Annotated in this window: 27 protein-coding genes; 4 read left to right on the top strand and 23 right to left on the bottom strand. The window is 45.0% G+C overall.

Annotated elements, in window-relative coordinates; all coding sequences use genetic code 11:
* Positions 1-130 precede the first annotated feature (130 nt).
* Both LXO72_RS07090 and LXO72_RS07095 read left to right on the top strand, forming a co-directional pair.
* Positions 131-1,234 carry an ABC transporter permease gene (locus LXO72_RS07090; RefSeq protein ID WP_233331938.1) on the top strand — a complete coding sequence of 368 codons (1,104 nt, stop codon included), beginning with the start codon at positions 131-133 and terminating at the stop codon, positions 1,232-1,234.
* Position 1,235: 1 nt separating this feature from the next.
* Entirely contained in the window at positions 1,236-1,925 is a 690-nt protein-coding gene (locus LXO72_RS07095) for an ABC transporter ATP-binding protein (RefSeq protein ID WP_233331939.1), read from the top strand.
* 45 nt (positions 1,926-1,970) lie between these two features.
* Here the strand turns inward: LXO72_RS07095 and LXO72_RS07100 are convergent, their stop codons facing one another.
* The 23 genes from LXO72_RS07100 to LXO72_RS07210 all read right to left on the bottom strand — a co-directional run bounded on the left by LXO72_RS07100 (position 1,971) and on the right by LXO72_RS07210 (position 22,593).
* A complete protein-coding gene (locus LXO72_RS07100) occupies positions 1,971-3,296 on the bottom strand; it encodes a sensor histidine kinase (RefSeq protein WP_233331940.1) in 1,326 nt (441 codons plus the stop codon).
* Positions 3,293-3,946: a response regulator transcription factor gene (locus LXO72_RS07105; protein ID WP_233331941.1), complete on the bottom strand. Its 654-nt coding sequence runs from the start codon at positions 3,944-3,946 to the stop codon at positions 3,293-3,295. Before LXO72_RS07105 ends, LXO72_RS07100 begins: the two co-directional genes overlap by 4 nt.
* A 70-nt stretch (positions 3,947-4,016) precedes the next feature.
* Entirely contained in the window at positions 4,017-5,393 is a 1,377-nt protein-coding gene (locus LXO72_RS07110) for an ABC transporter permease (protein ID WP_233331942.1), read from the bottom strand.
* 12 nt (positions 5,394-5,405) lie between these two features.
* The gene (locus tag LXO72_RS07115) at positions 5,406-6,038 is read right to left on the bottom strand and encodes an ABC transporter ATP-binding protein (protein ID WP_009731296.1); all 633 of its coding nucleotides are present in this window, start codon (positions 6,036-6,038) and stop codon (positions 5,406-5,408) included.
* Between the two features lie 15 nt (positions 6,039-6,053).
* Positions 6,054-7,316 (bottom strand): ABC transporter permease, encoded by a 1,263-nt coding sequence (locus tag LXO72_RS07120; RefSeq protein WP_233331943.1) that lies wholly within the window; start codon positions 7,314-7,316, stop codon positions 6,054-6,056.
* Between the two features lie 983 nt (positions 7,317-8,299).
* Positions 8,300-8,908 carry a hypothetical protein gene (locus tag LXO72_RS07125; protein ID WP_233331944.1) on the bottom strand — a complete coding sequence of 203 codons (609 nt, stop codon included), beginning with the start codon at positions 8,906-8,908 and terminating at the stop codon, positions 8,300-8,302.
* Between the two features lie 43 nt (positions 8,909-8,951).
* On the bottom strand, positions 8,952-9,560 hold the full coding sequence (locus LXO72_RS07130; protein ID WP_233331945.1) for a hypothetical protein: 609 nt from the start codon (positions 9,558-9,560) through the stop codon (positions 8,952-8,954).
* 43 nt (positions 9,561-9,603) lie between these two features.
* Positions 9,604-10,212, bottom strand: coding sequence for a hypothetical protein (locus LXO72_RS07135; protein ID WP_233331946.1), 609 nt, complete (start codon positions 10,210-10,212; stop codon positions 9,604-9,606).
* Positions 10,213-10,916: 704 nt separating this feature from the next.
* A complete protein-coding gene (groL, locus tag LXO72_RS07140; protein WP_120701336.1) occupies positions 10,917-12,539 on the bottom strand; it encodes a chaperonin GroEL in 1,623 nt (540 codons plus the stop codon).
* A 23-nt stretch (positions 12,540-12,562) separates the two neighbouring features.
* Positions 12,563-12,847, bottom strand: coding sequence for a co-chaperone GroES (gene groES, locus LXO72_RS07145; protein WP_048789494.1), 285 nt, complete (start codon positions 12,845-12,847; stop codon positions 12,563-12,565).
* Positions 12,848-12,974: 127 nt separating this feature from the next.
* A complete protein-coding gene (locus LXO72_RS07150; protein ID WP_048789493.1) occupies positions 12,975-13,268 on the bottom strand; it encodes a hypothetical protein in 294 nt (97 codons plus the stop codon).
* 102 nt (positions 13,269-13,370) lie between these two features.
* Entirely contained in the window at positions 13,371-14,225 is an 855-nt protein-coding gene (locus LXO72_RS07155; protein ID WP_042361448.1) for a PTS system mannose/fructose/sorbose family transporter subunit IID, read from the bottom strand.
* Positions 14,209-15,051 (bottom strand): PTS mannose/fructose/sorbose/N-acetylgalactosamine transporter subunit IIC, encoded by an 843-nt coding sequence (locus tag LXO72_RS07160; RefSeq protein WP_233331947.1) that lies wholly within the window; start codon positions 15,049-15,051, stop codon positions 14,209-14,211. Before LXO72_RS07160 ends, LXO72_RS07155 begins: the two co-directional genes overlap by 17 nt.
* A 62-nt stretch (positions 15,052-15,113) precedes the next feature.
* On the bottom strand, positions 15,114-15,608 hold the full coding sequence (locus tag LXO72_RS07165; RefSeq protein WP_006595112.1) for a PTS system mannose/fructose/N-acetylgalactosamine-transporter subunit IIB: 495 nt from the start codon (positions 15,606-15,608) through the stop codon (positions 15,114-15,116).
* Positions 15,609-15,625: 17 nt separating this feature from the next.
* On the bottom strand, positions 15,626-16,066 hold the full coding sequence (locus LXO72_RS07170; RefSeq protein ID WP_233331948.1) for a PTS sugar transporter subunit IIA: 441 nt from the start codon (positions 16,064-16,066) through the stop codon (positions 15,626-15,628).
* 134 nt (positions 16,067-16,200) lie between these two features.
* A complete protein-coding gene (locus LXO72_RS07175; RefSeq protein WP_233331949.1) occupies positions 16,201-17,508 on the bottom strand; it encodes an ABC transporter substrate-binding protein in 1,308 nt (435 codons plus the stop codon).
* Entirely contained in the window at positions 17,505-18,191 is a 687-nt protein-coding gene (locus tag LXO72_RS07180) for a response regulator transcription factor (protein WP_233331950.1), read from the bottom strand. The genes LXO72_RS07175 and LXO72_RS07180 overlap by 4 nt, the downstream gene beginning before the upstream one ends.
* Entirely contained in the window at positions 18,188-19,507 is a 1,320-nt protein-coding gene (locus LXO72_RS07185) for a sensor histidine kinase (protein WP_233331951.1), read from the bottom strand. Before LXO72_RS07185 ends, LXO72_RS07180 begins: the two co-directional genes overlap by 4 nt.
* The gene (locus LXO72_RS07190) at positions 19,507-20,493 is read right to left on the bottom strand and encodes a substrate-binding domain-containing protein (protein ID WP_233331952.1); all 987 of its coding nucleotides are present in this window, start codon (positions 20,491-20,493) and stop codon (positions 19,507-19,509) included. The genes LXO72_RS07185 and LXO72_RS07190 overlap by 1 nt, the downstream gene beginning before the upstream one ends.
* A 221-nt stretch (positions 20,494-20,714) precedes the next feature.
* Positions 20,715-21,110 (bottom strand): single-stranded DNA-binding protein, encoded by a 396-nt coding sequence (locus tag LXO72_RS07195; RefSeq protein ID WP_006595118.1) that lies wholly within the window; start codon positions 21,108-21,110, stop codon positions 20,715-20,717.
* A 237-nt stretch (positions 21,111-21,347) separates the two neighbouring features.
* Positions 21,348-21,974: a YtpR family tRNA-binding protein gene (gene ytpR / locus LXO72_RS07200; protein WP_048717533.1), complete on the bottom strand. Its 627-nt coding sequence runs from the start codon at positions 21,972-21,974 to the stop codon at positions 21,348-21,350.
* A gap of 14 nt (positions 21,975-21,988) precedes the next feature.
* Positions 21,989-22,306, bottom strand: coding sequence for a thioredoxin family protein (locus LXO72_RS07205; protein ID WP_048789487.1), 318 nt, complete (start codon positions 22,304-22,306; stop codon positions 21,989-21,991).
* Positions 22,303-22,593 carry a DUF4651 domain-containing protein gene (locus tag LXO72_RS07210; protein ID WP_233331953.1) on the bottom strand — a complete coding sequence of 97 codons (291 nt, stop codon included), beginning with the start codon at positions 22,591-22,593 and terminating at the stop codon, positions 22,303-22,305. The genes LXO72_RS07205 and LXO72_RS07210 overlap by 4 nt, the downstream gene beginning before the upstream one ends.
* 146 nt (positions 22,594-22,739) lie before the next feature.
* Here LXO72_RS07210 and pepA point away from each other — a divergent pair, with 146 nt between their 5' ends.
* A complete protein-coding gene (gene pepA, locus LXO72_RS07215; protein WP_233331954.1) occupies positions 22,740-23,804 on the top strand; it encodes a glutamyl aminopeptidase in 1,065 nt (354 codons plus the stop codon).
* 159 nt (positions 23,805-23,963) lie between these two features.
* Positions 23,964-25,448, top strand: a complete 1,485-nt coding sequence (locus tag LXO72_RS07220; RefSeq protein WP_233331955.1) for a DUF1846 domain-containing protein — start codon at positions 23,964-23,966, stop codon at positions 25,446-25,448.
* The last annotated feature ends 52 nt before the right edge of the window (positions 25,449-25,500 follow it).

A 25,500-nucleotide genomic window follows, 5' to 3' on the forward strand; every position in this document is an offset into this window, starting at 1 on the left:
AAACTTTTCTTCATCACTCTCCCCTTCCCCAAACACCATCCCCATATTCTCCCCCCACTTGTGGTATGATGGTAGAGTATGTTTAGGTGCCAAGCTACTTGAGCACCTCCGTGCTAAAAGGAGAACGAATATGAAAATCGCATGGAATGAAATTAAATACCAACCCAAGAAGTTTATCCTGATTGAACTCCTCATTACTATTCTCATGTTTATGGTGGTGTTCTTGTCCGGTCTGACAAATGGACTGGGGCGGTCGGTATCGGCCCAAATCGATAACTATGGGGCCCTGCACTACATCCTTTCGACGGATTCAGAAGGGATTATCCCCTTTTCAACTATTACAGCGAAAGATGTAGATGAGGTCCAAAAGATAGAGGGAATGGGCTATTCGGGTTTGTCCATCCAGCGGGCAACCGTCTCAAAATCAGAGGATTCCAACACTCTGGATATCACCTACTTCGCGACCGACCACAATGAAGAAGAGATCCTCAATCCAATCATGGAGGATACAGACCTCAAGATCTCCGACTTAAAGAAAAACGAGGTCATTCTGGACCATTCTTTCAAAGAGGATGAGGGAATCCAAGTCGGTGATCAAGTGATCGACAAAACTTCTAAGCAAAAACTCAAGGTCGTGGCCTTTGCAAAAAATGCCAAATACGGCTATAGTGAAATTGGTTTTATCAGCTCGGATACCTACACAGGCATGCGGCAAAAAACAGATCCAAGCTATCAATGGCAAGCCCAAACCCTTGTAACCAAGAAGAGCATCACTTCTAACGATCTATCCAGTAACTTAATGGTGGCGGATAAGAAGCAAGTGATCGATAAAATCCCTGGCTACAAGGCTCAAAACCTGACGCTACGGATGATCACGTGGGTGCTACTACTCGCTTCTTCTGCTATCCTTGGGGTCTTCTTCTATATCCTGACCTTGCAAAAGTTGAAACAGTTCGGCGTCTTGAAAGCCATTGGCATGTCCATGAGCCAGATCACCTATGTTCAACTATCCCAGCTCACCATCATCTCCCTCATCGGAGTACTGCTGGGGCTTGGCTTGGCAACTATGATGGCGCCATTTTTACCGAATAGTGTCCCTTCCTTTATGACCCCGAAAGACAACCTCACCATCTCGGTTAGCTTTATCCTGACCTCTATCTTGTGTGGTGCCTTGTCCCTTGTCAAAATCAAAAAAGTAGATCCAATCGAAGTCATTGGTGGAAATGGAGAATAAGATGGCCATTATTGCATTAGAGAATATCAGAAAATCCTACGCCGATGGCAGCCAGATGCACCATGTCCTCAACCAACTGAATTTAAGCGTCGAACCCAACGAATTTGTCGCGATCTTGGGCCCTTCAGGATCTGGTAAATCCACTCTCTTAGCCATCGCTGGCTTACTCTTGTCAGCAGACGAGGGGCGGATTTCTATCGCTGGCCAAGACTTGACCGGCCTCAACCAAGGCCAGTGGACACAAAAACGGCTGGAATTGCTCGGCTTCATCTTTCAAGATCACCAGCTCCTCTCCTATATGAAAATCGGTGACCAGTTAGAACTGGTAGCCAAATTGAAGGGAGAAAAGGACAAGAAAAAACGCCAAGAGGAAGTCAAAGCTTTGTTGGCAGATCTGGGAATCGAAACTTGTTACCACCAATACCCTAATCAGATGTCTGGTGGACAAAAACAACGGGCAGCCATCGCTCGCGCCTTCATCGGAAATCCGCAGGTCATCTTAGCCGATGAACCAACCGCTAGCCTTGACCCTGATCGGGGGCAAGAAATCGCCCAGTTGATCCGGAAAGAAGTTAAATCCAAAAACAAGAGCGCCATCATGGTGACTCATGACCGCTCCATCCTGACCTATGTAGATACCATTTATGAATTAAAACACGGCCAATTACTAAAGGTAGAAAAGCTTGATTAAATTAAAACTAGCGAACAAGAGAAATGCTTGTTCGCTAGTTTTTTATTATTCTTGCGGATCTTTAGAAAGTTCCATGCGGAAGCGTAAGCCCATAGCCGTTTTATCGAATTGGTAGGCCAATTCTTCATGGTCCAGCAAGTGTTGAACCACGAAGAGTCCCAAGCCACCTTCCTTCTTCTGGCGGCTAGCAGACATTGGCATCTCAGTGAACTCTACCATTTTCTGGCTGGTATTTTCAACAGCCAAGTGGGGCCCTTCTTCTTCGAGACGGAGCTGGATCTCTCCACCGGCATCCGAATGCTTAACAGCATTACTGATGACATTTGAGAGAACCAATTTCAGAATGGCTGGGTCCATATAAACTGCTTTGTCAGGGATTTGATTGTCAATCGTGAGCGAGCGGGATTGAGCCAAGACCTTGTACTGGTCGAGGATCTGCTCTAAGACCTGATCCAGCTGGATCCACTCCTTGTCACCAGCCAATTCTTGGACAGAGGACAGGGACAGGATTTCTAGGACGATCTGGTTCATCTCATCGACGATATCGAGGGAGACTGATAGGTAACGGTCCCGGTCCTTGTAGCGGCCGATCTTATCCCGCATATTTTCGAGGATAATCTTCAAGCTAGCCAGAGGAGTCTTGAGCTCATGCGAGGCCCCTCTTAGAAATTCGACCTTCATCTGCTCCAACTTCAGATTTTCCTGTTTCTGCTGCTCTAGATTGTCGATCACCTCTAAAAGATGGTGATAGAGGTCGTTGATCTGTTGCTTGAGAACGCCAATCTCATCCTGCGAATGAATGGGAAGACTAGCTGTCCGATCCAGCCGTTTCATTCGCTTGGTCATCTGCTTGATCTCCAGGATCGGAGCAGAAATCAGGCGGGCATAGAGATAGGAGGCAATTAGTGACAGAACAAAGGAAGCAAGGAGACTATAGGGAAGAAAGCCCAGACTGATGTCCCGCGCTTCCTTTTGCGAATCGACGGTCGCGAAGAATTGCAAGGTTAAGTCTTTCCCTTCCTTGGTCTGAATCTTTCGCTCTTCAATGACCAGGGAATTGTTCTGGCTATCAGGGTTCACGAGCAGGTCATCCTTGACCTCTAGGGCATTTTGTTTTTGCTTTCCTTTGATAGACACCTTGATATCATTGGTCTTGGAATAAAGGTCGATGACCGACTCAATGGTCCCTTCTTCCTGGCCCTGTAAACTCTTAGCCAGAGCTTGCGATTTCTTCAAAATCGTCTGGCGCTGGGACTCGATATAGGTCGATGGAAAAATAAAGTAAACCGAAGCATGTAGAAGGATGACTAAGCTACTAAAAAGGGCAAAGGTGATCAGAAAGATTTTTGCAAAGATACTCCGTTTGGTCATTGTCTCTCCAATTTATAGCCGACATTGCGTACCGTTACGATACAGTCCAGCTCCAGTTTTTTTCGTAGTTCCTTGATATAGACATCGATCACCCTGTCAAAAGGAATCTCCTCCGTCTCCTTCCAGACAGCATCGAGGATCTGAGAGCGGGTCCGGGCCTTGCCCTCATGCTGGAGCAAGTATTCCAAGATTTCCAACTCCTTGGCATTCATGGAAATGGCTTGGCCTGCTAGGCTGGCTGTGTAGCTCTCAAAATCCACCCGTGCCTCTCCATAGGTGAAGACCCGTGAAGGCTGGAGCTTTTTAAAAATAGCTTCGATACGGACCTTCAAGAGGGACAAGGAGAAGGGTTTTTCCAGATAGCCATCTGCCAACTCTCCAAAGGCTGTCAACTTATAGTCCTCGTCATGGAAGGCCGTTAGCATGAGGACAGGTACTGAGCTGGTCTTGCGAATGGTCTTTAGGACTTCCAAGCCATTGAGGATAGGGAGCTGGATATCCAGCAAGACCAGATCTGGCGCCTCTCTGTGAAAGAGGTCCAGGGCCTCCTGCCCATCGCCTGCTTCAAAGACCTCATAGCCACATTCCATGAGATAGTCGCTCATCCCTTCTCGAATCAGGACTTCATCTTCTACGATTAGTATCTTCATACACTTTCCTTTTTATCTAAGAAACTTCTACCTCCTATTATACCCTATTTCTATTTTAGGAAACAATCTCTTATTCGACATCCACCAAGAGTTCCTTTGGTTTCTTATGCAAGAGCCATTGAGAAGAAAGGATGGATACCAGAATCAAGAGAAGTCCACCTACCAAAACAATCACCAGCAATTGGCTCGGTTGGATGTCCATATGGATATCTGTCAAGGTCTTACTGAAGCTTTCTGCCTCAGCTCCTCCACCAAGATTGGCAGCAGAGGATTCTTGAGCCATTTGTTTGGCAATGCCACTGGTTACGTTTTTGAGCACCGTATCTCCTACTGCTTTGGCAAGAAGACCTGCGACTCCATAGGAGAGGAGGAAGGCTGGAATGGAAATCATGACCAATTCTGCCACGAATTGTCCCGCAATCTGTACCTTAGAAAGTCCAAGAGCCAGCAAGATACCCACTTCTCTACGACGGGCATTGAGCCACAAGACGAGGAGAAGGGTGAGAAGCAAGCTAGCAAAGATGAGGCTACCGATAAACAAGTAGTCCGCCACTTGGAACATGCTGCTGATCGATTTTTGCAAGGCTGGGTAGTTGGAAGAGCTCTTGACTAGGTCATAGTAATTCCATGGGATATCCAAGGCTTTGATTTTTTCGATCAATTTATCGAGGTCCTGATCCCCCTTGGCAAAGAAGGTCGCATCCTCATAGGTAGCTGTTTGAACAGTATTGCCATAGAGCTTGGCAGCTGTATCTAGGTCAGAAATGAGGGTATCTTCATACAATTCTTGGGCGTAAGTTAGAGGAGCTTGGTTCTTCCCTGAGAACAGACCTTTAATGGTTACTTCGACAGTTTCATTGGCCCCTTTTTCATTGTCAGCGTCGTAGAGATTGGACTTGAGACGCACCTTATCGCCCACCTTGAGACCATTCTTTTTCGCCAAATCTTCGTGCATGAGGATTTGGTTTTTGTCCTTGTCTGTCAGGTGCTCTCCTTGGACCAGCTTGTAGGCTCCAGAGACAAACTTATCTTCTTTAGAAGAGTCATTGACCCCTGTCACCATCAAGGTATTCTTAAAGTGCTTGGCCCGCTCTGGAGATTGGTTTTGCAGGGTTTCTTCAGTCTCAATAATCTCGTGGTCCAGGATATCTGCGATGGCATTGATCCGCTTGATGGAGGAGGTGATCCCCTCTACCTGGCTGATTTTTTCGATATCTTCTCCTCTGAGATTCCCAGCTCCCCGAGGGGTTCCTGGATTGGTCCTGCGGTTGATCTGCATGGAGAAGCTATTGGTGATGGATCCCAGGCTTTCCGATGAAGCTTGTTGGGTCGCTCCCTTCATGGAGAGTCCAATCAAGCTCAAGGTCCCCATGAGGAGAATGATGGCAAAGAGCAAGAGAGACTTGGGCCATTTACGTGTGATATAAGCAAAAGCATTTCGCAACATAGCATTCCCTCCTTACTTGCTCTTCTCAACGAGGCTACGGCGACTCAATTCCAAGACCACATCGGAGGCCTCTGCCACTTCCTTACTGTGGGTGACGACAATGACACATTTTTGGCGTTCCTTGGCCAACTTCTTCAAAATGGCAATAATGTCACCGGCTGTCTGTTCATCTAAGTTTCCTGTCGGCTCATCTGCCAAGATGACAGGTGCTTCTGAAACGAGCGCACGCGCAATGGCCACCCGCTGTTGTTGACCTCCAGATAATTGCAGGACATTGCGTTTGATTTGCGTTTCGTCCAATCCCAATTCCAAGAGAATCTCTTTCCCAGCCTGTTTGTTAACCAGACGGACATTTTCCAGTGGCGTCAAATAATCGATTAGATTGTAATTCTGGAAGACCAGGGAGACATGGTGCTTGCGGTGGTAGCTAGACCCTTTGGTCTGGATGTCCTCCCCATCAAAGAGAACCTGCCCCTTCTTGGGATTGTCCAGACCAGCCAAGAGGGAGAGGAGGGTTGATTTCCCAGTTCCTGACTGACCAATAATACTGTAAAATGTCCCATTTTCGAACTGATAGTTCACATTTGAGAGGATATCTTCACTATAGCTTTGGTAACTATAGGCTACATTCTTGAGTTCTAACATATGTGTCATTTCTCCTTAACTCATTTTTGTTAATATTTCTTTTGGGGTCTTGCGCCAGATCATGCTGGTCGTTACACCGAGCGATAGAAGGATCAAGCACAAGAGGCTAGCATAGGCGATTCCTAAGGAAAGGCCTTGAGGGACTTGGTTGAGCAAGTCTAGGGTCTGCTGTTGACCCGTCTGTCCGACAAACTGCTCTAAGAAACGATGGCTGACCATCCGCCCGATGAGAAAGGCTGGGATCACTGCTAGTAAGGATACCAGCACCACTTCCAAAAGGAACTGTCTAAAGATCCGGCCCTTGCTCTTCCCAATGGATAAGAGCACCCCGATTTCATGGATCCGCTCCCGTGTCCAGAGACTGAGTAAGAGCGATAGGGCACCGGCTCCAGTCACTAGGAGGACGATCATCATGATCCGTACCAGGCCTTCTAAGGTCTGAGAGGATTCCTTCATCTGGTCAAAGGCCTTGCGATCTTCGACCACGCGTAGCGATTGCCAATCCAGATCCAAGCTTTTGACTTGCTTCAAGAGGGCATCGATTTTCTCAGGATCTTTGACGCCAAAGGTGGCCTGGGTCACTTCTTGCTGACTGAGACCAAGGAGCTTGGTCGCATCCTCATAAGGGAGGTAGACTTGATTCTCACTCAGATCAGAGGTCATTCCTGTGAATTTTTCCTGTTTCTTACCTGAAAAGATCCCAATGATTTCAAATGTTTGCTCTTTGGTAGGAGTCTCTCCCATCTGAAAGCTGGATAAGGTCAAGGAATCTCCGACCTTTAGCTTATTCTTCTTAGCCAACTCTTCGTGGATCAAGATCTGCCCGCGAGCCTTGTCGGATAAGTGCTTGCCTTGCACCAGTTGGAAACTACCACTGCGGAAATCCAGGTGCTGGTCTGTCTTCTGGGTAAAGACAGCGCCTAGCGCTTGCTTGGCTTCCTGACCCAAATCGTCTCGTTCGACCGACTGCTGCCCTGTCACCGCTTCTTTACCAAGAATGCGAACGGGACTTTCATATTGAGGAACCATGGCTCCCACCCCAGCCAGTCGTTGCACCTTTTCAGCCTCCTTCAAAGCAAAGGGCCTATCCCCCTGCTTACTGGTCAAGGCAAAACTGGTCCCAGCCGACTGTTTGATATGGTCCTCCAGCCTTCCTCCTACTTGCATCAGTGAAAAACAGAAATACAAGCAAGAGAGGATCAAGAGGAGAATCAGAAAGAGAACCAGATTCCTCGTTCTTTTTCGAGAAATATAGGCGATTGCCTGTTGTAAGAGCATGAACTCACCCTCCATTTCAAAGCCCACAGTAATACAATATGGGCGCTTTCATCATTTGTTATAGTTATTATAGAAAAGAAATGTGAAATGTTTATGAAATAGAAAAAAACTCCCCCAGAAAATCTGGAAGAGCCTTAGCAAGGGGTGGATGAAAAAGTTTAATATGAAAAAGGTCGATAAAAATTAAGAATCAAAAAGTTTTAATTTATTCGATCAAGTTTTTGTCTTTAGACATGTATGTGGGAAGTATTCCCCCCTTGCTCTAGTGTAGAACATTTATCTACTTCCTATATTTTAACGCATCTTTGTTACAAAATAAAGGAATTTGTATTGCATTTTTGTTCCAAAAATCGAACAGGCAGGTTACTTCAAAATACCAACTATCTAACTACCCGCTTCAAAGGGTATCTTCCCCGTTATTTCACTATATGTAAACAAAAATCCGCACCTCAAATAACTAATCTGATCCCCATCGGATTGATCTTAGTTTCTTCAATAAAGGAAGCCAAACTGTAGAAAAACAGGCTTCAGCCAAATTTATTTCACAAACTTTTGTAATATATATAAATATGCACCCTTCTGCCACAAAGAAAAGATTAGAATAATCCGTTCATCCAATGATTGATTGAGGATTGGAGACCTGCTAACCTCATTGAGCAAGTAAAATGATTGGGTAGGCCGCAACATAGCAACTACCTTCCAATGATGAGGTACTTTAGTACCAATCTTTTACACAGGTTACGACAGAAAACAAAGAAGGCCGATAATGCCTTCTTTGTTTTCTTAGTAAGATGCTTAGGCAAGGCACCATGGTGCTTGCCGTAAACTACAAATCCACCTAATAAATTGACCACGGGGTTACGACGTGAAAAGGGAGGAACGTTACTTTCCTCCCTTTGAGCTAGTAAGATGATTAGGTAGACCGCAACATAGCGGCTACCGTCCAATGATTAGGTACTTTAGTACCAATCATTGGTATCAGGTTACTTCCATTCATAGAACTCTCTTCCCTGGACTCGTCTAATTTCCAAATTATAAACAATCTCAGTTCGTGGACTACCTTGGTCATTCTTTTCTACACCTTTTAGATGTCCCTCACGAGAAAAAGCTTCCATCACCTCATCCGTAATTTCATCCTTATTCAATTTTAACTCATCTGGTAGATTCTGGTAACTTTCTACACCAATAGACTCTTTCTGATCATTACGCAAATATATTATTTCCGAATCGTCATTGACATTAAAATCTAAATCAATTCCAGCTGCCATTTCATAATCTGCCACACCCATCTTTAAAACGCCATCATTACGCAAATATACTTTATTACCATATGTATCATAAACAACTGGGACTATACGAGCATAGACAAAACCTTCCCCGCTTCCTCCACTTTTAAAAATCGGAGAAAATTCAATCTTACTGATACCGCTGTAATGCTCTTTTAGGTAGGTTGCGATTTGTTCTTCATAAAGTTGAAAACCATGCCGATAAAGATTGTCCACTTTCATTCTGTCCATATAAAACTTACCTCCAAGGACGAGTAGAATAAAACAAAGCAAGGATAGAAAAACTTTTTTCGTTCGTTTAGACATTTAAAACTCTCCTCATTCTATCTCAAATTACTAAATTGATGTGTCATTGCCATTTATCCAAGTCTCTTTCATCAATTCGTTGAATCTCTAAATTATAACTAATCTCAACTTGGGGACTACCTTGGTCATTCTTTTCTACACCTTTAAGATATCCCTCATGAGAAAAAGCTTCCATCGATTCATCTGTTGTCTCGTGGTTTACCCATTTCAAATTTTCAGGTAGCGGTTGCCCCCAAATAACACTATTGCGTCTTCTTTTATCATCCCTTAGATTAATAATTTCCGAGCCTTCATAATAATTAAAAGCCAAATCAGTCCCAAATACCATACTATAATCGACAAGAACCTTCTTAACAAGACCATCATTTCTGAGATAGACTTTATTTCCATCAGTATCATAAACCACTGGAACTACACGGCCTTGTAAAAAACTTTCCCCATTTCCTCCTGTAATAAAAATCGGGGAAAACTCGATTTTGCTGATGCCGCTGTAATGTTCCTTTAGATAGGTCGCGATTTGTTCCTCATGAAGTTGAAAACCATGACGATAGAGATTGTCTATTTTCAATCTATCCATATAAAACTCGCCACCTACCACAAGAACAAGAAAGACTATAAGATAAAGAAGAATAGATTTTATTCTTTTAAACATTTAAAACTCTCCTCATTCTATCTTAACTTAGCAAATTGATTGCTTACTTCCATTCGAAAGCCTCTCTCCCCTGGACTCGTCTAATTTCCAAATTATAGACAATCTCAGCTTGGGGACTACCTTGGTCATTCTTTTCTACACCTTTTAGATGTCCCTCACGAGAAAAAGCTTCCATCGCCTCATCCGTAAATTCCTCTTTTTGAAATTTCAAGCTATCCGGAAGGTGTTGGTGGTTTTCTACAGAAATATACTCCTTTTTTGTATTATATAAATATATAATCTCAGAACCATCATTGACATTAAAGCTTAAGTCAAGACCAGCAAGAGTGCCATAATCTCTAACTGCCATATCTAGTGCTCCGTCATTTCGTAGATAGACTTTATTTCCATCAGTATCGTAAACAACTGGAACTATACGAGCATTGACAAAACCTTCTCCTCCGCCCCCGCTTTTGAAAATAGGGGAAAACTCGATTTTACTGATACCACTGTAATGTTCCTTTAGATAAGTAGCGATTTGTTCTTCATAAAGTTGAAAACCGTGACGATAGAGGTTGTCTACTTTCATTCGATCCATATAAAACTTGCATCCAAGGAGGAGTAGAAAAAAACAAAGCAAGGATAGAAAAACTTTTTTTGTTCGTTTTGACATTGCCATTCCTCATCTTTTTATCTTTATTTTACCATAAAGATGGGGTGGAATTCCTAACCATTAAAAAAACACCCCAAAAGTCAGATTTTCTCTATCTCACTTTTGAGATGCCATTCAATTACGCTTTCACTATTGCCTTAATAAGATACTTCGGCAAGACACCATAGTGCTTGCCATAAACTACAAATCCACCTAATAAATTGACACGGGGTTACGACGTGAAAAGGGAGGAACGATACTTTCCTCCTTTTGAGCTAGTAAGACGTTTAGCCAAACCGCCTGATAGCGGTTGGCGTCAAATGATTAGAAGCATAGCTTCAATCAAACACACAGGTTACGACAGAAAATAAAGAAGGCCGATAATGCCTTCTTTGTTTTCTTAGTAAGACACTTCGGCAAGACACCATAGTGCTTGCCGTAAACTACAAATCCACCTAATAAATTGACACGGGGTTACGACGCGAAAAAGGGAGGAACGATACTTTCCTCCCTTTGAGCTAGTAAGACGTTTAGCCAAGCCGCCTGATAGCGGTTGGCGTCAAATGATTAGAAGCATAGCCTCAATCAAACAAACAGGTTACGACAGAAAACAAAGAAGGCCGATAATGCCTTCTTTGTTTTCTTAGTAAGATGATTAGGTAGGCCGCAACAAAGCGGCTACCGTCCAATGATTCGGTGCTTTAGCACCAATCATTGGTATCAGATTACATCATCCCACCCATCATGCTTGGATCCATAGCCGGTGCTGCTGGAGCTGGTTCTGGTTTGTTGGCTACCACTGCTTCGGTCGTCAGGATAAGACTTGCTACGGAAGCCGCATTTTGAAGGGCTGAACGGCTCACCTTCACTGGGTCGATAATTCCTGCTTCAATCATGTTGACCCATTCACCTGTTGCAGCATTGAAGCCTGTTCCGACTTCTGCATGTTTCAAGCGATCGATAACGATTGATCCTTCATAGCCTGCATTGTGGGCGATTTGGCGTACAGGTTCTTCCAAGGCGCGAAGCACGATGTTGCGTCCTGTCGCTTCATCCCCTTCCAATTCAAGGGTTTCAACTGCAGAAATAACATTGGCAAGGGCCGTACCACCACCGGCAACAATTCCTTCTTCAACCGCTGCGCGTGTCGCATTGAGGGCGTCCTCGATACGAAGTTTCATTTCTTTCAACTCTGTTTCGGTTGCAGCTCCGACCTTGATAACTGCAACGCCACCAGACAATTTTGCCAAGCGTTCTTGGAGTTTTTCACGGTCGAATTCTGACGTTGTGGTTTCGATTTGTGATTTGATCACAGCCACACGGTTAGCGATAGCTTCAGGATTTCCTGCACCTTCTACAATGACTGTGCTATCTTTGTCCACTGTCACTTTACTTGCTTGACCGAGCGCCTCGATGGTCGCATCTTTCAACTCAAGACCGAGATCTTCTGTGATAACAGTACCACCTGTCAAGATCGCGATGTCTTCTAGCATAGCTTTGCGACGGTCCCCAAATCCTGGTGCCTTAACAGCAACCACGTTGAAGGTTCCACGAATCTTGTTCAAGACAAGCGTTGGGAGGGCTTCTCCATCCACATCATCCGCAATGATCAAGAGTGGACGGTTGCTTTGAAGGATACTTTCAAGCAATGGCAAGATTTCCTGGATATTTGACACCTTCTTGTCGGTGATCAGGATATAAGGATTTTCAAGGTCTGCCACCATTTTTTCATTATCAGTGACCATGTATTGAGAGAGGTAACCACGGTCAAACTGCATTCCTTCAACGACTTCCAACTCGGTTTCCATTCCACGAGATTCTTCAATCGTGATCACCCCATCGTTGCCCACTTTTTCCATGGCTTCTGAGATGTATTCACCGACTTTTTCAGAGCGAGAAGAAACTGCTGCAACCTGGGCGATGGCTTCTTTATTGGCAACTGGAATGGCATTGTTTTTCAAGGCTTCAACAGCAGTCGCAACCGCTGCTTCAATCCCACGACGGATACCGATTGGATTCGCACCCGCTGTAACGTTCTTGATTCCTTCACGGACGATGGCTTGGGTCAAGACAGTCGCAGTCGTTGTTCCGTCTCCAGCGATATCATTGGTCTTCGAAGCAACTTCTGATACTAATTTGGCACCCATATTTTCGAAATGGTCTTCCAATTCGATTTCTTTGGCGATGGTCACCCCATCATTGGTGATCAATGGTGACCCAAATGATTTTTCAAGCACCACATTGCGCCCTTTTGGTCCCAAGGTCACCTTAACGGTATCTGCTAGGATATCCACCCCACGGACCATGGCTGCACGAGCATCTGATGAAAATTTAATTTCTTTTGACATACATCTTTCTCCTTTCTGATTCTTTAGGCTTCAACAATGGCAAGAATACTTGCAGTCCCAACAATCGTGTACTTCTCATCGCCGTCTTTCACTTCAACGCCTGCATGATTTTCCACCAAGACCGTATCACCGACTTTGACACTTGGTGCTACCAACTCGCCACTGAGGGTCCGAACTCCCTCACCTACAGCGATGACTTCTGCTGTTTTGGTTTCAGCTTGACTTGCTCCTGCGATGACAAAGCCACCGACTGTTTGTTCTTTTTCTTCTACTTTCAAGACCACGCGGTCTCCTAATGGTTTTAACATGTCATTCCTCCGTTCTTGTATTTTAGCACTCTTCAACATTGAGTGCTAACTCATGTTTCTATTGTATCACTTGGTCAAAAATAGTCAAGAAAAAAACACCTCAATCTCTTCGAAGTGTTTTCGAATTCTAGCCAACCAAATTTAGTTTTTGTTGGTAAGCTTGGATGACTTTTTGTAAGTTGGCTCGACCACGATACATCCCATACCCCACTAGCAACATCCCTGCTATTCCAATCAGGGCGATCAAGCTACCTAAGATCAAAAATAGGAGGGAAGTCTTGTGAAAGAAATAAATCAGTAGTCCACCAATACTGGCCATGAGAAAGAGCACACTAAACCAGCGACCTAAGTTTTCCAACATATGGCGTTGGTAGCGAATTTCCGTCTCATACCCTTTTATTAATTCTTGTCTGGTGTGCATAGATGCCTCCTTCAATAAAAATTGAGAATGAAGTATTCGTAAAGGAGGTCACGTACTTCATTCTCAATGCTCCGGTTGCAATAAACTGTTTCCAGTTTTCTCTTAGTATTTGAGACCTGGATCAAAGATTCCAAGAGCTACCCCAGCTAAGGCGATGATGACTAAGAGAAGCATGACCTTGTTTGGTGAGACTTTCTTCTTCGCCATGAGCCACCAGCAAAGCGTGATAAAGGCAGCAGTCAAGAGACCTGGATAGACGCCATCAATCTTTTCTTGGATTTTAAGGAAGGCTTCTCCGTCAGCATTTTTGAATTCGAGGGCTGTTGTAACAGAGACCCAAGTCGCTGCTACGGCACCGATGACCATACCACCGACCACACTAATCGCTTTACGAAGGGCTTGTCCTTTTGGTCCTACAAGGAATTCAACAGCCTTGTCCCCTAAGTGATAGCCTTTGAAGAAGGCGAAACGCATGCCTAAGTAAACCAAGAGGTTCCAAACGACGATATAGAAGAGAGCTCCTGCAATGTTTCCGCCTTTAGAAAGACCAAGGGCAATCCCAAGAAGTACAGGGATTAAAGTCCCAACAACCAAGGAGTCCCCAATCCCAGCGATTGGACCCATCAAACCAGCACGCATCCCGTTGATGGTTTCGCCATCTACTGCTTCTCCATTGGCACGCGCTTCTTCCAAACCAGCTGTGATCCCTACAACAAGAGATCCTAGTTGGGGTTCCGTGTTGAAGAAGGCTGTATAGGTTTGCATGGCTTCTTTTTGTTCTTCTTTGGAATCATACATTTCTTCCACGATTGGAAGCATCGAAGTCAAATACCCAAAGGTTTGCATATGTTCTTGAGAGAAACAAGTCAAGTGACCATAATACCAATGATGGAATGCTTTGGTTAGCGTTTTCTTTGAAATTTTCTTTTTATCAGCCATCTTAGATATCCTCCTCATCATCGTCAAAGTCATTTGCTCCAGCAGGGATGACTTTCATTGTTTTAATCACCTCAAGTTCATAGTAGATCACTGCAAAGATCAATGAAACTACCGCACTCGCTACCAAGTTCAAGCCAAGAGATTTTGCCAAGGTAAATCCAACAAAGAATGGAATGAAGTCTCTCACTTCTGTAACGATTTGCTTCAAGAGGATGGCAATACCGACACATGGAAGAAGGGCACCGACTGTAAAGAGGGCTTTCATCCAGTAACCATCCATTGGAAGGTATTGTTTCATCAAATCCACCATGTTTTCACCGTATTTGGTGATAATCATGGTTGGAAGGAAGGAGAAGAGGAAGTGAGAAATCCATGGATAAACCCAGTCCACTGCATAGAGTTTTTTGAAGTTTCCTTCTTCAACGGCTTTCCAACCGATATGTTGCCAAAGCAAGTTCATGGTCGCAGTACCGTAGAAAAGAACGGTACCGATAGTCCCAACGGCTGCACCGATTGGGGCTGCTGCCGCTGCAATTGCTGCCTCACCAGTAATATTGTTGGCATGAACAAATAAGATAGAAAGGGGAATTCCGATATAAGAAATAGCCCGTACATCGGCAGATACAGTTCCACCAGGTGTAACCAAGGCGATATAAACGACCTGAAGGGCTACCCCGACCATGATACCGGTTGTCACATCTCCAAGGATCAACCCTGAGATCAAGCCACCAACTAGGGGACGACCAAGTGTATAGTTCCCAATACTGGAACCACCCATACCAGGCATTGAAGACAAGCTGGCGAAAATACCAAGCAAGATTGCTTGAATCCATGAAATTGTCATAACAAACGCTCCTTTTGTTTGTAAGTATAGTTTAGTGACGAAGAGCTAGGATTCTCCCCTCTCTAGAATCCGAATTTTGATTTGAAATCATCCCAGTAACCGATGGATACATCTGGAAGCAACTGGAATTTCACCTTGTAGCCTGCAGCCTGAATGGCTTCAATGGCTTCTGCTTCCTCCTGGGTGATGGATTGGTTATTTCCCAATTTCACAGCACCCGGACGGTCATTTGCAGGACCGACAATGATTTCTTTGACATCCCCTGGTACAAACCCTTGGTCGACCAAAATTTCTTTCATATCGATAGGGTTCTTAGTAATCAAGAAATAGCGAGTTTCTGATTCCGTTACTTTTGCAGATTTTTCTTTGAAAGCTTCCTTGGTCCAAACAAAGGTTTTTTTATCTGAAGCCCCTTTATAGGCTTGGATCAAGACCTTATTGGAAGCTGCTGCGTCGTTGACAGCGATCAAGCCATCACAAGGCTTTTCTTTAGCCCATCGAGTTACTGTTTGACCGTGGATCATACGGTCGTCAATCCGAACAAATGATACTACCATTTTCTAACCTCCCTCAGTTAAATATCATCATCTTCTTCATCGTTACCCTCTACCGGGGCAAGGGCAAATTCTTGCAAGGCAGTGGAAGCTTCGGATAAAATCACCTGGGCCAGATCAGCCCCCTCCATCATATCCTTCATCACAACTGCTGTCAGCGCCATGGTCAAGTTCATTCCACCTAAGATCAAGGCTGTACTCAGCTTCCCTTGTTCCTCTAGCACCGTTGCCGCCGTTGTCAAAGGACTGCCACCTACAATGTCTGCTAGAACTAAGACAGAGTCCTCATCTGTCAAAGGGGAAAGCGCCTGACGAAAATCATGCGCAAAATCATCTACCGATTTGCCTTCTTTCAATCCGACCGCAATCACCTGATCGATCTTATCCCCAGCAAACATAGCCAGTGAACTTTTCAGACCTTCTGCCAGTCCACCGTGACTGACCAATACCAGATACTTCATCCTTTCGCCTCCTTTATGATGACCTTATTGTATTGCTTTTGAAAGCGTTTTACTATTGTCATTTGTCACAAAGAAAAGTTGACATCTGTCAATAAAAAAATGACATCTGTCACTTGACAGATGCCTAGTTGCTCTTAACGAAATTTCTCTCGAAGCATTTCCTCAATAATCTTCTGAATTTGAGGTAATTGATTATCAATCTCCTTTGCTTTTAGAGCATTATGGATTAAATAATCCAACCGATCCCAGATATCAGTTGGCAGGTTGCCAGGAGTGCTTAGGACAGCTTTTTTCATAATCTGGTCCAAGGTCTGATTCGTCAGAGAATCAACCCCGAAATCATCCGCTTTAAGAAGGTCCCGGCTCTCCGAACTATTAACGACAGAAGGGAGGACAGAGGTCCCCTGCGACTGCCGAAAGAGTTCCTGCTGGACCTGCTGGTCCTGGGTCAAAAATTCCATGAATTCCTTGGCCTCCTTACTCGCACTGGCCCGAGAAGACAGAGCAAACAGGGATGTATCCACTAAGGTTGACGGAGTCGAGCCAGAAGCCCCTGGCATAGGGATACAGGTCCAAGTGAAATTTGAATACTTGGCCACATGATAGGGATAAGGTTTATAAGTTCGGTACTGGGCCAAGGTCATCGGATAGAAAGCGACCTTGCCTTCATCAAAATCCTTAGAAGTGACATTGAAGTTGCCATGAAGGGCTTCGAGTTTTTCTACAAAATAGAGCGAGCGCTTCATCTCCTTACTCGTCAGATTAATGCTGTCCTGACGGAAGAGCTGACCACCGTAGGCTGCCAAGGCCTCCCGCCAGGTATAATCCGTACTTCCAAACTGATCCAGCTCGCCATCTCCATCCGTATCCCGCGTCACTTTTTGACAAATCGTATAAAATTCCTCCAAGGTCCACCCCTCTTTTGGAATAGCAATCCCTTCCTTTTCCAATAAATCCTTATTGACACACATCAAAACAGGATTGCTCTCGAAAGGAAGAGCATATTGACGATTCTTGTACTTGCCTGCTTCTAGGGCAACGGGATAAAAATGAGAAGGATCGACCTGTTTGCCCATCAAGGGGGTCAAATCTTCCACCGCCCCACGCGCTGCTAACACTGGGAGCTCTGTACTGGATACCATATAGAGATCTGGCTCCTGCCCATGGAGGATCTGATTGGCTAACCAGCTCGCATATCGATTCTTCGGAATTCCGCTTTCGTAGACAATCTTTACCCCTGGATGCGTTTTTTCGAAACGAGCAATCGCTTGGTCCAAGACTTTTTCTTCTGTTTGGGTGGGCACATCCCAACTAGAGCCTGCGTAGACCCCCAAACGGACAATCCTAGGCTGTTGCTGCCACCAAATCCCTCCAGCAAGCAGAAGAAGCAAGAAGATCCCAAGAAACAATCTGGCGCCTCGCATCTTACGTTTTTTCTTCATCGGCTATCACTTTCTGTTCCAAAATCCTTAGTGGTCACCCCTTTTTGAACAGCCCAAATAGCTAACTGGGTCCGATCCCGCAGGTTCAACTTAGACAAAATGGTGGACAGGTAATTCCGAATGGTTCCCTCAGATAAGAACAATTTGGCTGCAATTTCCTTATTAGACTCTCCGAAACCTATCTGCTGGATGATGCGCCATTCAGTCAGGGATAAGTCGCTCACATATTCTTCAGAGACGGAGATTGTGTAATTGCTCTGAGCCATCTGAGAAAAAATCTGAAAAACCTTGCTGGCAATATTGGGGTTAATCATGGCTCCCCCATGGTAGACAATTTGGATGGCTTGGTAGAGCTCCTCTGTGGAAGCGCCTTTAAGCAAATACCCTGAGGCTCCATATTTCAGGGCCCGAAAGATGAAATCATCATCGTCAAATGTAGTTAGAATGATGATTTTCACCTCAGGGAAGCGTTCCTTGACTTCTTTTGTCGACATCACGCCATCCATCTTGGGCATACGAATATCCATCAGTACGACATCTGGTCGATCTTGGGGGATTCGCTCTAGCACCTCGTGGCCGTCTGCTACCGCCGAAGTTACCTGAATATCTTGATGAGCAGACAAAATAATTTGGAGCGACTCGCGAATCAGCGCTTGGTCATCCGCAATCATTACTTTAATCATAAGACCTTTCCTCCTTTTTCTTTTGGCAATTCAATTCGTGTATAAAAGCCATTTCGATTGGCAAATTCGATCCTTCCTCCCAAGATAGAGACCCGCTCTCGCATTTGCTTCAAGCCGTAGCCGACCTGCAGTTGGTCAAAGCCGACCCCATTATCTTGGAGAATCATGACATAGGCATCTTCCACCAAAAAGGAAATCTGCATGTGGCTGGCATGACCGTGGCGGACAGAATTGGTCATGGACTCCTGAATCACTCGAAAGACAGTATCCTCCACCATGACATCTAGATCCACCTCATCCCAGTCATAGGTCAGATCGACTTGTAGGTGGGAAATGGCTTGGTATTCGTGAACCAATTTCAAAACTGCATCCCTCAAGGTATGATCCTCCAGGGCACCTGGTCGCAGCTTGTTCAAAGACCCCCGGACGTCCTTGATTCCATCTCGTACCACCGTAGAGACCGATTGCAGCTGGGTCTTGGCGCGACCAGGATCAATATCAATCAGAACCCCAACCGCATCAATCCCTGCAGAAATGCCCGTCAAGGCATGGCCCAGAGTATCGTGAATCTCTCGTGCGATCCGCTTGCGCTCCCGGTCCTCCGCAATCTTTTCCGAAAGGGCCATGTAGCTATTTAATTCCGTATTGACCTGCGATACCATTTCTAACTCTTTTTCGATTCGATGGTGCTCTGCTACTACCGATAAAATGTAAAAGAGAAGAGAAATAATAAAGACAACCATATTTAAGGAAGCTAGCGCATTTTTAGCGAATAGGATGAGAATCCTAATCGATGAAGGATAGAAGGAGATATAGGTATCTAGCGACGGCAACTGCACGACGAGAGAGAGGATGTCATAGTTGGTCACAAGGAGGACAATGAAACTCAGAAGGATAAAGGCAAACCAGTAGCGTCTGTCCTTGGAACTACTAAACTCCTTAGAACCGTAAAAGATATCAGCAAATACCAAAAGGATGATCCCATTGTAGGAGAAGCTGAGGGACATCATGACGCCTAACATCAGCAGTATTTCTAGGATATTCCACTTGTCAAAAACCGACCACTCCTGTGTCCCTGGGCGCATCCGATAAAAGGTAATGAGAAGAATCCCTCCAAAGAGGAGGATGGAGATCCAAAAGTTCTGAGCTGGGGAACTTGGTATTTCTCTCAATTGCTCCAACAATTGATAGCCCTGCCCCTTGGCAATGATGTAATTGGTCGCATGCAAGTAGAGGGAACTGCTAAACAAGATGGCGATAAAATTAATGATTTTTAATAAAATCAAACTATAACGAATGCCACGAAGTTTGGTCATTACTGCCACCCGTTGACATCGTATCGGTCAACATTATCCTTATCAATCATCTCTACTGGAATCTTATATTGTTCCTTGTAGGTTTTTCCTGTCCTCATGCACTCAATCACTTGCATCACCTGTCTCCCCATTTTAAGAGGAGATTGGGCAACCGTCCCTTCGATATCATCCGTCGTCGAGAGCAAAACTTTCATATCCGGAGAGCCATCGATTCCATAGATAGAAATCGGCTGAGCTAATTGGTTTTCCTTGATGGCCGCTAGGGATCCGATAGCTGCCCGATCATTTAAGGCCACGACCGTATCAAATACCAGACCATCCTGAATGACCTGGGAAACAGCTGGTAAGGCCAATTCCGTTTGACCACGGGTCTCTTCTCTCCCAACAACCTGATAGGCAGGCTCCGACTGAATGGTGTCTAAGAACCCTTGGATCCGTTGCTCTGCCGATACCGTCCCCTTATGCTCTAAGAGTAGGATCTTCGCCTCATTTTTCTGCTTCATCAGGCGCTGGGCGACCAAGACCCCGGCTTGGTAATTATCCGACACTACACTAGCATCCACCGTGAAATGGCTGAGCTGACTATCCACTGCAATGATTTTAATCCCTGCCTCTCGAGCTCGCTTCAGGGAAGCAATGATTTTAGGGCTATCTCCTTTGACGGGGTTAATGACAATCACATTGACCTTTTGTTGACGAAAATAATCAATTTGTTGGCTTTGTTTTCCCTCGTCTAGTTCTGGATTACGAACTAGAAGCAAATCCCCTTTTTCGTCAGCCACTCGTTCAATCTCTGCATTCAGTGTTTGATAGAATTCATTGTTCATGGTCATGTAAGTCACGCCAATCCGCATCTGCCCTTTTACCGGTTTTAGTTGACTGGCATTCAAATAGATGACCACTACCACAAAAACTAGGCTCCAAAATATCGTATAGATTATCGCTCGATTGTGTTTCTTTTGAACAGTTTCCTCTTCTAACCCCATCTCTTCTCCTCTTAAAAGAACGAACTATTTTACTATATAAAGATTTTTTGTTCGTATTTAATACCTTGTATTATAGCATTTTTTACCAAGAGCTTGAAGGTCTTTCGGAAATGAATGCGTTTTACTCATAAATCTATAGGATGATTTCTCCCTGCAACTTCCGTGAGAAGTTTCGAAAAAGAAAAAACGACACAGCTGACCAGCTGCACCGTTCTCTTCTGTTAAAATGGAAGTTCTTCCTCTTCCAGGATGAGATCCGCTAAATCTCCTCCTGCTCCATTAGCCCGCATCGCTCGTTGAGCACGACTTTCTAAGAGCTGGAAGCCTTGACAGAGTACCTCTGTCACATATTGGGTTGTCCCATTCTTCTCATAGCGTCTGGTTCGAAGCTCACCATCCACAGAGAGCAAGCTCCCTTTATTGGCATAGGAGACAAGGGTCTCTGCTAATTTCCCCCAGACCACGAGAGTGATAAAGTCCGCCTCCCGCTCGCCATTTTGATCCTTGTAACGACGATTGACAGCCAGGGTCGCACGCGCAACGGACTTGTCCGTACTGGTCTTATGAAGCTCCGGGTCAGCCACTAGGCGACCGATTAAAATTACTTTATTGTACATATTTCTTCCTCCTACTTATATAATTCGTAGTTTTTTAGCCATTTGGAGAAAGAAAATAAAAAAGAAGCTGGGACAAAAGTCCTAGCCTCTCAATTGTCTTTGGATTATCGAGCAAGGCACAGTGGTGAATGGGCTCTACTACGCTGATTTCATCAGTTTTTACAGCCCTACTCAACTGTGCGGAGGTGGGATAACGAAATCGAATTCTAACGAATTACCGATTTCTGTCCTACTCTCTTATCCTTGCCAGTGACGGGCAGGGTCAAACGGAGTTCCCACCTCTTCTGTATCTTGCAATTCAATAATACCACGTTTTTGTGGAGCATTTGGCAAGTGCAATTCGCGTGGACTACACATCATACCGAAGCTCTTTTCTCCACGAAGGGCTCCTGGGAAAATCAAGCTGCCATCTGGCATCATAGCACCTGGAAGAGCTACGATCGTCTTGAGACCTTCACGGGCATTTGGCGCACCTGCTACGATTTGAACTGTCTTGTCTGGTCCGACAGCCACTTGGCAAATGTTGAGGTGGTCACTATCTGGATGAGCCACCATTTCTACGATTTGCCCCACGACAAACTTAGGCTCCTTGTCATTGACCAAGACCTCTGCAAATCCTTCAGCTTGTAATTCTTGATTGAGGCGTGCAACCTGCTCATCACTCAAGAAAATTTGCCCCTTGCCTTCAAGGGCAAAGAAAGTAGAAGCCTCAAAAATATTCCAGGCTACGGTTTCTTGCTTGTCTTCACGGTAGACACGGGCTACTTTGCCTTTGCGCTCTACTGCTAACTTGGCATCCCCACTGTTTTTCAAGGTAAGCATCAAGACATCTCCGACTTGTTCTTTATTATAGGTTACAATCATTCTTTCTCTTTCTCCTACTTCAATCCTGCTAAAAATTCTGAAATCTGAGCCTTGGTTTTGCGATCACGATTGACGAAACGCCCCAGTTCCCGATCCTTGTCTAGGACCACCAAACTTGGAATACCATAAATATCCCAAAGCTTAGCCAGATCTAGATACTGGTCTCGGTCGACCAAAATGAAGGTAAATTCAGGGTTTTCTGCTTCAATCTCTGGCAAAAAGGGCTGGATATACCGACAATCACCACACCAATCCGCTGAAAAGAAGAAAACCTTCTTTCCTTCTTGCTCGACGTAGCTAGCTAACTCCTCTAAAGACTGTGGAATAATCATAGTTTTTCCTCTTCATAGTGAAGGAGGCCCTCTTCATAGACAAAGCGATAGTGGCGCTCATCTTCAAAAATGAGCCCTCCTACCAGACGCTCTTCGCTTGATTCATAGAGCTCCACATAAAGGGTCGCAATCTTCCCCATATTCTCCATTTGCTCACGGACTTCTGCGACTAACTCTTCTTGCGTCCGCAGACGTTTTTGATCTTTGACAATTTTATAGGCCCCAAGGGCAAGAGCACTTGCACTAGCTGCTGCAAGGCTGGATAAAATGATTTTTTTAGCTTTCATACCTCATATTGTAACACAAAATACAAGCTGGGACAACGAAGGAGAATAGTTCTCCCCATCATGACGATCTGCTTTCATTCCCGTCAACTGCCACTACCATCTCGACTAAAAAAGTGATAAAATAACAATCAGAAAGAAGGTAACTTATGACTGATTTATTTTCTAAAATCAAAGAAGTAACAGAACTTCCTGCCATCTCTGGCCACGAAGCGCCTGTTCGCGATTATCTACGCAAACAGATCACTCCACATGTGGATGAAGTGGTCACAGACGGCTTGGGAAGTATTTTTGGGGTACGCCACTCAGAAGTGGCTGATGCTCCTCGCATCATGGTCGCAGGCCATATGGATGAAGTTGGCTTTATGATCAGTGAGATCAAGGCAGACGGCACCTTCCGCGTGGTGGAAATCGGTGGTTGGAACCCTATGGTGGTCAGCAGCCAACGTTTCACCCTTTTGACCCGCGATGGCCATTCCTACCCTGTCATTTCTGGATCTGTTCCTCCGCATTTGACACGGGGCGCAAACGGTCCTGCCCTTCCAGCAATCGGGGATATTGTCTTTGATGGTGGCTTTGCCAACAAAGAAGAAGCTGAGAGCTTTGGGATCCGTCCAGGCGACACCTTGGTCCCTGAAAGCACTGCAATCTTAACAGCCAATCAAAAAAACATCATTTCCAAAGCTTGGGACAACCGTTATGGGGTCTTGATGGTCAGCGAATTGGCACAAGCCCTCTCTGGACAAGCCCTAGCAAACGAACTATATGTCGGAGCGACTGTCCAAGAAGAAGTCGGACTGCGTGGTGCAGGGACTTCTGTGACCAAGTTTGATCCAGAAATCTTCCTGGCTGTTGACTGTTCTCCAGCTGCAGATGTCTACGGAGGGCAAGGAGCTATCGGCGAGGGTACCCTCCTTCGTTTCTTTGACCCAGGTCACCTCATGTTGCCAAATATGAAGGACTTTCTCCTAACCACTGCTGAAGAAGCGGGTATCAAGTACCAATACTACTGTGGAAAAGGCGGAACGGATGCTGGAGTGGCCCACTTACGAAGTGGTGGAGTGCCATCTACAACCATCGGAGTCTGCGCGCGCTACATCCACTCTCACCAAACCCTCTACGCTATGGATGACTTCCTTCAAGCCCAAGCCTTCCTTCAAGCCTTGGTTCAAAAATTGGATCGTTCAACGGTTGATTTAATTAAGAATTATTAATATTTTTCTCAAAATAATTGTTTTAAACCCCCATCTGGGGGTTTTTTTGATATAATACTGAATGAATATTGCAACGGGTGTTCTTTTGTACTCCCCTTTCCTTATATGAAAGGCGGAGTACCGCTAAAGATCACCCTCGCTTCTTTATTGGAGGTTTAAATGAAGAAACAAGCTTTTAGTTCCGAAAAGTATTTGAATTTGCAACGCGATCACATCCTCGAGCGCATCAACCAATTTGATGGCAAGCTCTACCTAGAGTTTGGGGGAAAAATGTTGGAAGATTTCCACGCTGCACGTGTCCTTCCTGGTTATGAACCAGATAACAAAATTAAGCTTCTCCAAGAACTTCGTGACCAAGTGGAGATTGTTATCGCTATTAATGCCAATAACATTGAGCATTCAAAGGCGCGTGGTGACCTAGGAATCTCTTATGACCAAGAGGTCTTTCGCTTGATCGATAAATTCAACGAATTGGGCATCTATGTTGGTTCTGTCGTCATCACTCAGTATGCTGGTCAACCAGCCGCAGATGTTTTTCGTAAACAGTTGGAAAAGAATGGCATCGCCTCTTACCTCCACTACCCAATCAAGGGCTACCCAACGGATATGGATCACATCATTTCTCCTGAGGGAATGGGGAAAAACGACTATATTCAGACTAGCCGCAATCTCGTTGTCGTGACAGCTCCTGGTCCTGGTTCTGGTAAATTGGCTACTTGTATGTCCAATATGTACCATGACCAACTGAATGGCATCAAATCCGGTTATGCTAAGTTTGAAACCTTCCCAGTTTGGAACCTGCCTTTGCATCACCCAGTGAATTTGGCCTATGAAGCTGCTACTGCAGACCTTGACGACGTCAATATGATTGACCCCTTCCACCTCCAAACCTATGGCGAAACAACGGTCAACTACAACCGGGATATCGAAATCTTCCCTGTCTTGAAACGGATGTTGGAACGCATCCTCGGAGAATCTCCTTACGCTTCCCCAACAGATATGGGTGTGAACATGGTCGGCTTTGCCATCGTGGACAATGACGCAGCGATTGAAGCCTCTAAGCAAGAAATTATCCGCCGTTACTACCAAACCATTCTAGATGTGAAAGCAGAGCGTGTCGGAAACGGAGCTATTAAGAAAATTGAACTCTTGATGAATGACTTAGGCATTTCACCAAAAGACCGCCAAGTCACCATCCTTGCCCGTCAAAAAGAGGAAGAAACCGGTGAACCTGCCTTGGCACTAGAATTGCCGAACGGAGAAACTGTGACAGGTAAGACTTCTGACTTGTTTGGTCCAACGGCAGCTGTTCTCATCAATGCTATCAAGAAATTAGCCCATATTGATAAAGAAACCAATTTGATTGAGCCAGAGTATGTCAAACCAATCCAAGGATTGAAGATCAACCACTTGGGCAGTCGCAACCCTCGCCTCCACTCAAATGAAATCCTCATCGCCCTCGCCATTACCGCCATGAACCATCCAGAGGCCAATCTTGCCATGCAAGAATTGGGTCGATTGAAAGGGAGCGAAGCCCATTCAACAGTCATGTTGACCGACGAAGATAAGAACGTTCTTCGCAAACTGGGCATACATGTGACCATGGATCCAGTTTACCAATACGATCGCTTGTACCGCAAATAATGAAAAGCAAGGCTAGATCATTGGTCCTAGCTCCATATAGAAAAAATCCCCT

This window comes from Streptococcus sp. XMC (genome assembly GCF_021341835.1).
Taxonomy (GTDB): Bacteria; Bacillota; Bacilli; order Lactobacillales; family Streptococcaceae; genus Streptococcus.

Bases quoted from the DNA above. Each gene is read 5' to 3' on its own strand.
- LXO72_RS07090 (WP_233331938.1), top strand. From the start codon at position 131: ATGAAAATCGCATGGAATGAAATTAAATACCAACCCAAGAAGTTTATC.
- LXO72_RS07095 (WP_233331939.1), top strand. From the start codon at position 1,236: ATGGCCATTATTGCATTAGAGAATATCAGAAAATCCTACGCCGATGGC.
- LXO72_RS07100 (WP_233331940.1), bottom strand. From the start codon at position 3,296: ATGACCAAACGGAGTATCTTTGCAAAAATCTTTCTGATCACCTTTGCC.
- LXO72_RS07105 (WP_233331941.1), bottom strand. From the start codon at position 3,946: ATGAAGATACTAATCGTAGAAGATGAAGTCCTGATTCGAGAAGGGATG.
- LXO72_RS07110 (WP_233331942.1), bottom strand. From the start codon at position 5,393: ATGTTGCGAAATGCTTTTGCTTATATCACACGTAAATGGCCCAAGTCT.
- LXO72_RS07115 (WP_009731296.1), bottom strand. From the start codon at position 6,038: ATGTTAGAACTCAAGAATGTAGCCTATAGTTACCAAAGCTATAGTGAA.
- LXO72_RS07120 (WP_233331943.1), bottom strand. From the start codon at position 7,316: ATGCTCTTACAACAGGCAATCGCCTATATTTCTCGAAAAAGAACGAGG.
- LXO72_RS07125 (WP_233331944.1), bottom strand. From the start codon at position 8,908: ATGTCTAAACGAACGAAAAAAGTTTTTCTATCCTTGCTTTGTTTTATT.
- LXO72_RS07130 (WP_233331945.1), bottom strand. From the start codon at position 9,560: ATGTTTAAAAGAATAAAATCTATTCTTCTTTATCTTATAGTCTTTCTT.
- LXO72_RS07135 (WP_233331946.1), bottom strand. From the start codon at position 10,212: ATGTCAAAACGAACAAAAAAAGTTTTTCTATCCTTGCTTTGTTTTTTT.
- groL (WP_120701336.1), bottom strand. From the start codon at position 12,539: ATGTCAAAAGAAATTAAATTTTCATCAGATGCTCGTGCAGCCATGGTC.
- groES (WP_048789494.1), bottom strand. From the start codon at position 12,847: ATGTTAAAACCATTAGGAGACCGCGTGGTCTTGAAAGTAGAAGAAAAA.
- LXO72_RS07150 (WP_048789493.1), bottom strand. From the start codon at position 13,268: ATGCACACCAGACAAGAATTAATAAAAGGGTATGAGACGGAAATTCGC.
- LXO72_RS07155 (WP_042361448.1), bottom strand. From the start codon at position 14,225: ATGAGGAGGATATCTAAGATGGCTGATAAAAAGAAAATTTCAAAGAAA.
- LXO72_RS07160 (WP_233331947.1), bottom strand. From the start codon at position 15,051: ATGACAATTTCATGGATTCAAGCAATCTTGCTTGGTATTTTCGCCAGC.
- LXO72_RS07165 (WP_006595112.1), bottom strand. From the start codon at position 15,608: ATGGTAGTATCATTTGTTCGGATTGACGACCGTATGATCCACGGTCAA.
- LXO72_RS07170 (WP_233331948.1), bottom strand. From the start codon at position 16,066: ATGAAGTATCTGGTATTGGTCAGTCACGGTGGACTGGCAGAAGGTCTG.
- LXO72_RS07175 (WP_233331949.1), bottom strand. From the start codon at position 17,508: ATGAAGAAAAAACGTAAGATGCGAGGCGCCAGATTGTTTCTTGGGATC.
- LXO72_RS07180 (WP_233331950.1), bottom strand. From the start codon at position 18,191: ATGATTAAAGTAATGATTGCGGATGACCAAGCGCTGATTCGCGAGTCG.
- LXO72_RS07185 (WP_233331951.1), bottom strand. From the start codon at position 19,507: ATGACCAAACTTCGTGGCATTCGTTATAGTTTGATTTTATTAAAAATC.
- LXO72_RS07190 (WP_233331952.1), bottom strand. From the start codon at position 20,493: ATGGGGTTAGAAGAGGAAACTGTTCAAAAGAAACACAATCGAGCGATA.
- LXO72_RS07195 (WP_006595118.1), bottom strand. From the start codon at position 21,110: ATGTACAATAAAGTAATTTTAATCGGTCGCCTAGTGGCTGACCCGGAG.
- ytpR (WP_048717533.1), bottom strand. From the start codon at position 21,974: ATGATTGTAACCTATAATAAAGAACAAGTCGGAGATGTCTTGATGCTT.
- LXO72_RS07205 (WP_048789487.1), bottom strand. From the start codon at position 22,306: ATGATTATTCCACAGTCTTTAGAGGAGTTAGCTAGCTACGTCGAGCAA.
- LXO72_RS07210 (WP_233331953.1), bottom strand. From the start codon at position 22,593: ATGAAAGCTAAAAAAATCATTTTATCCAGCCTTGCAGCAGCTAGTGCA.
- pepA (WP_233331954.1), top strand. From the start codon at position 22,740: ATGACTGATTTATTTTCTAAAATCAAAGAAGTAACAGAACTTCCTGCC.
- LXO72_RS07220 (WP_233331955.1), top strand. From the start codon at position 23,964: ATGAAGAAACAAGCTTTTAGTTCCGAAAAGTATTTGAATTTGCAACGC.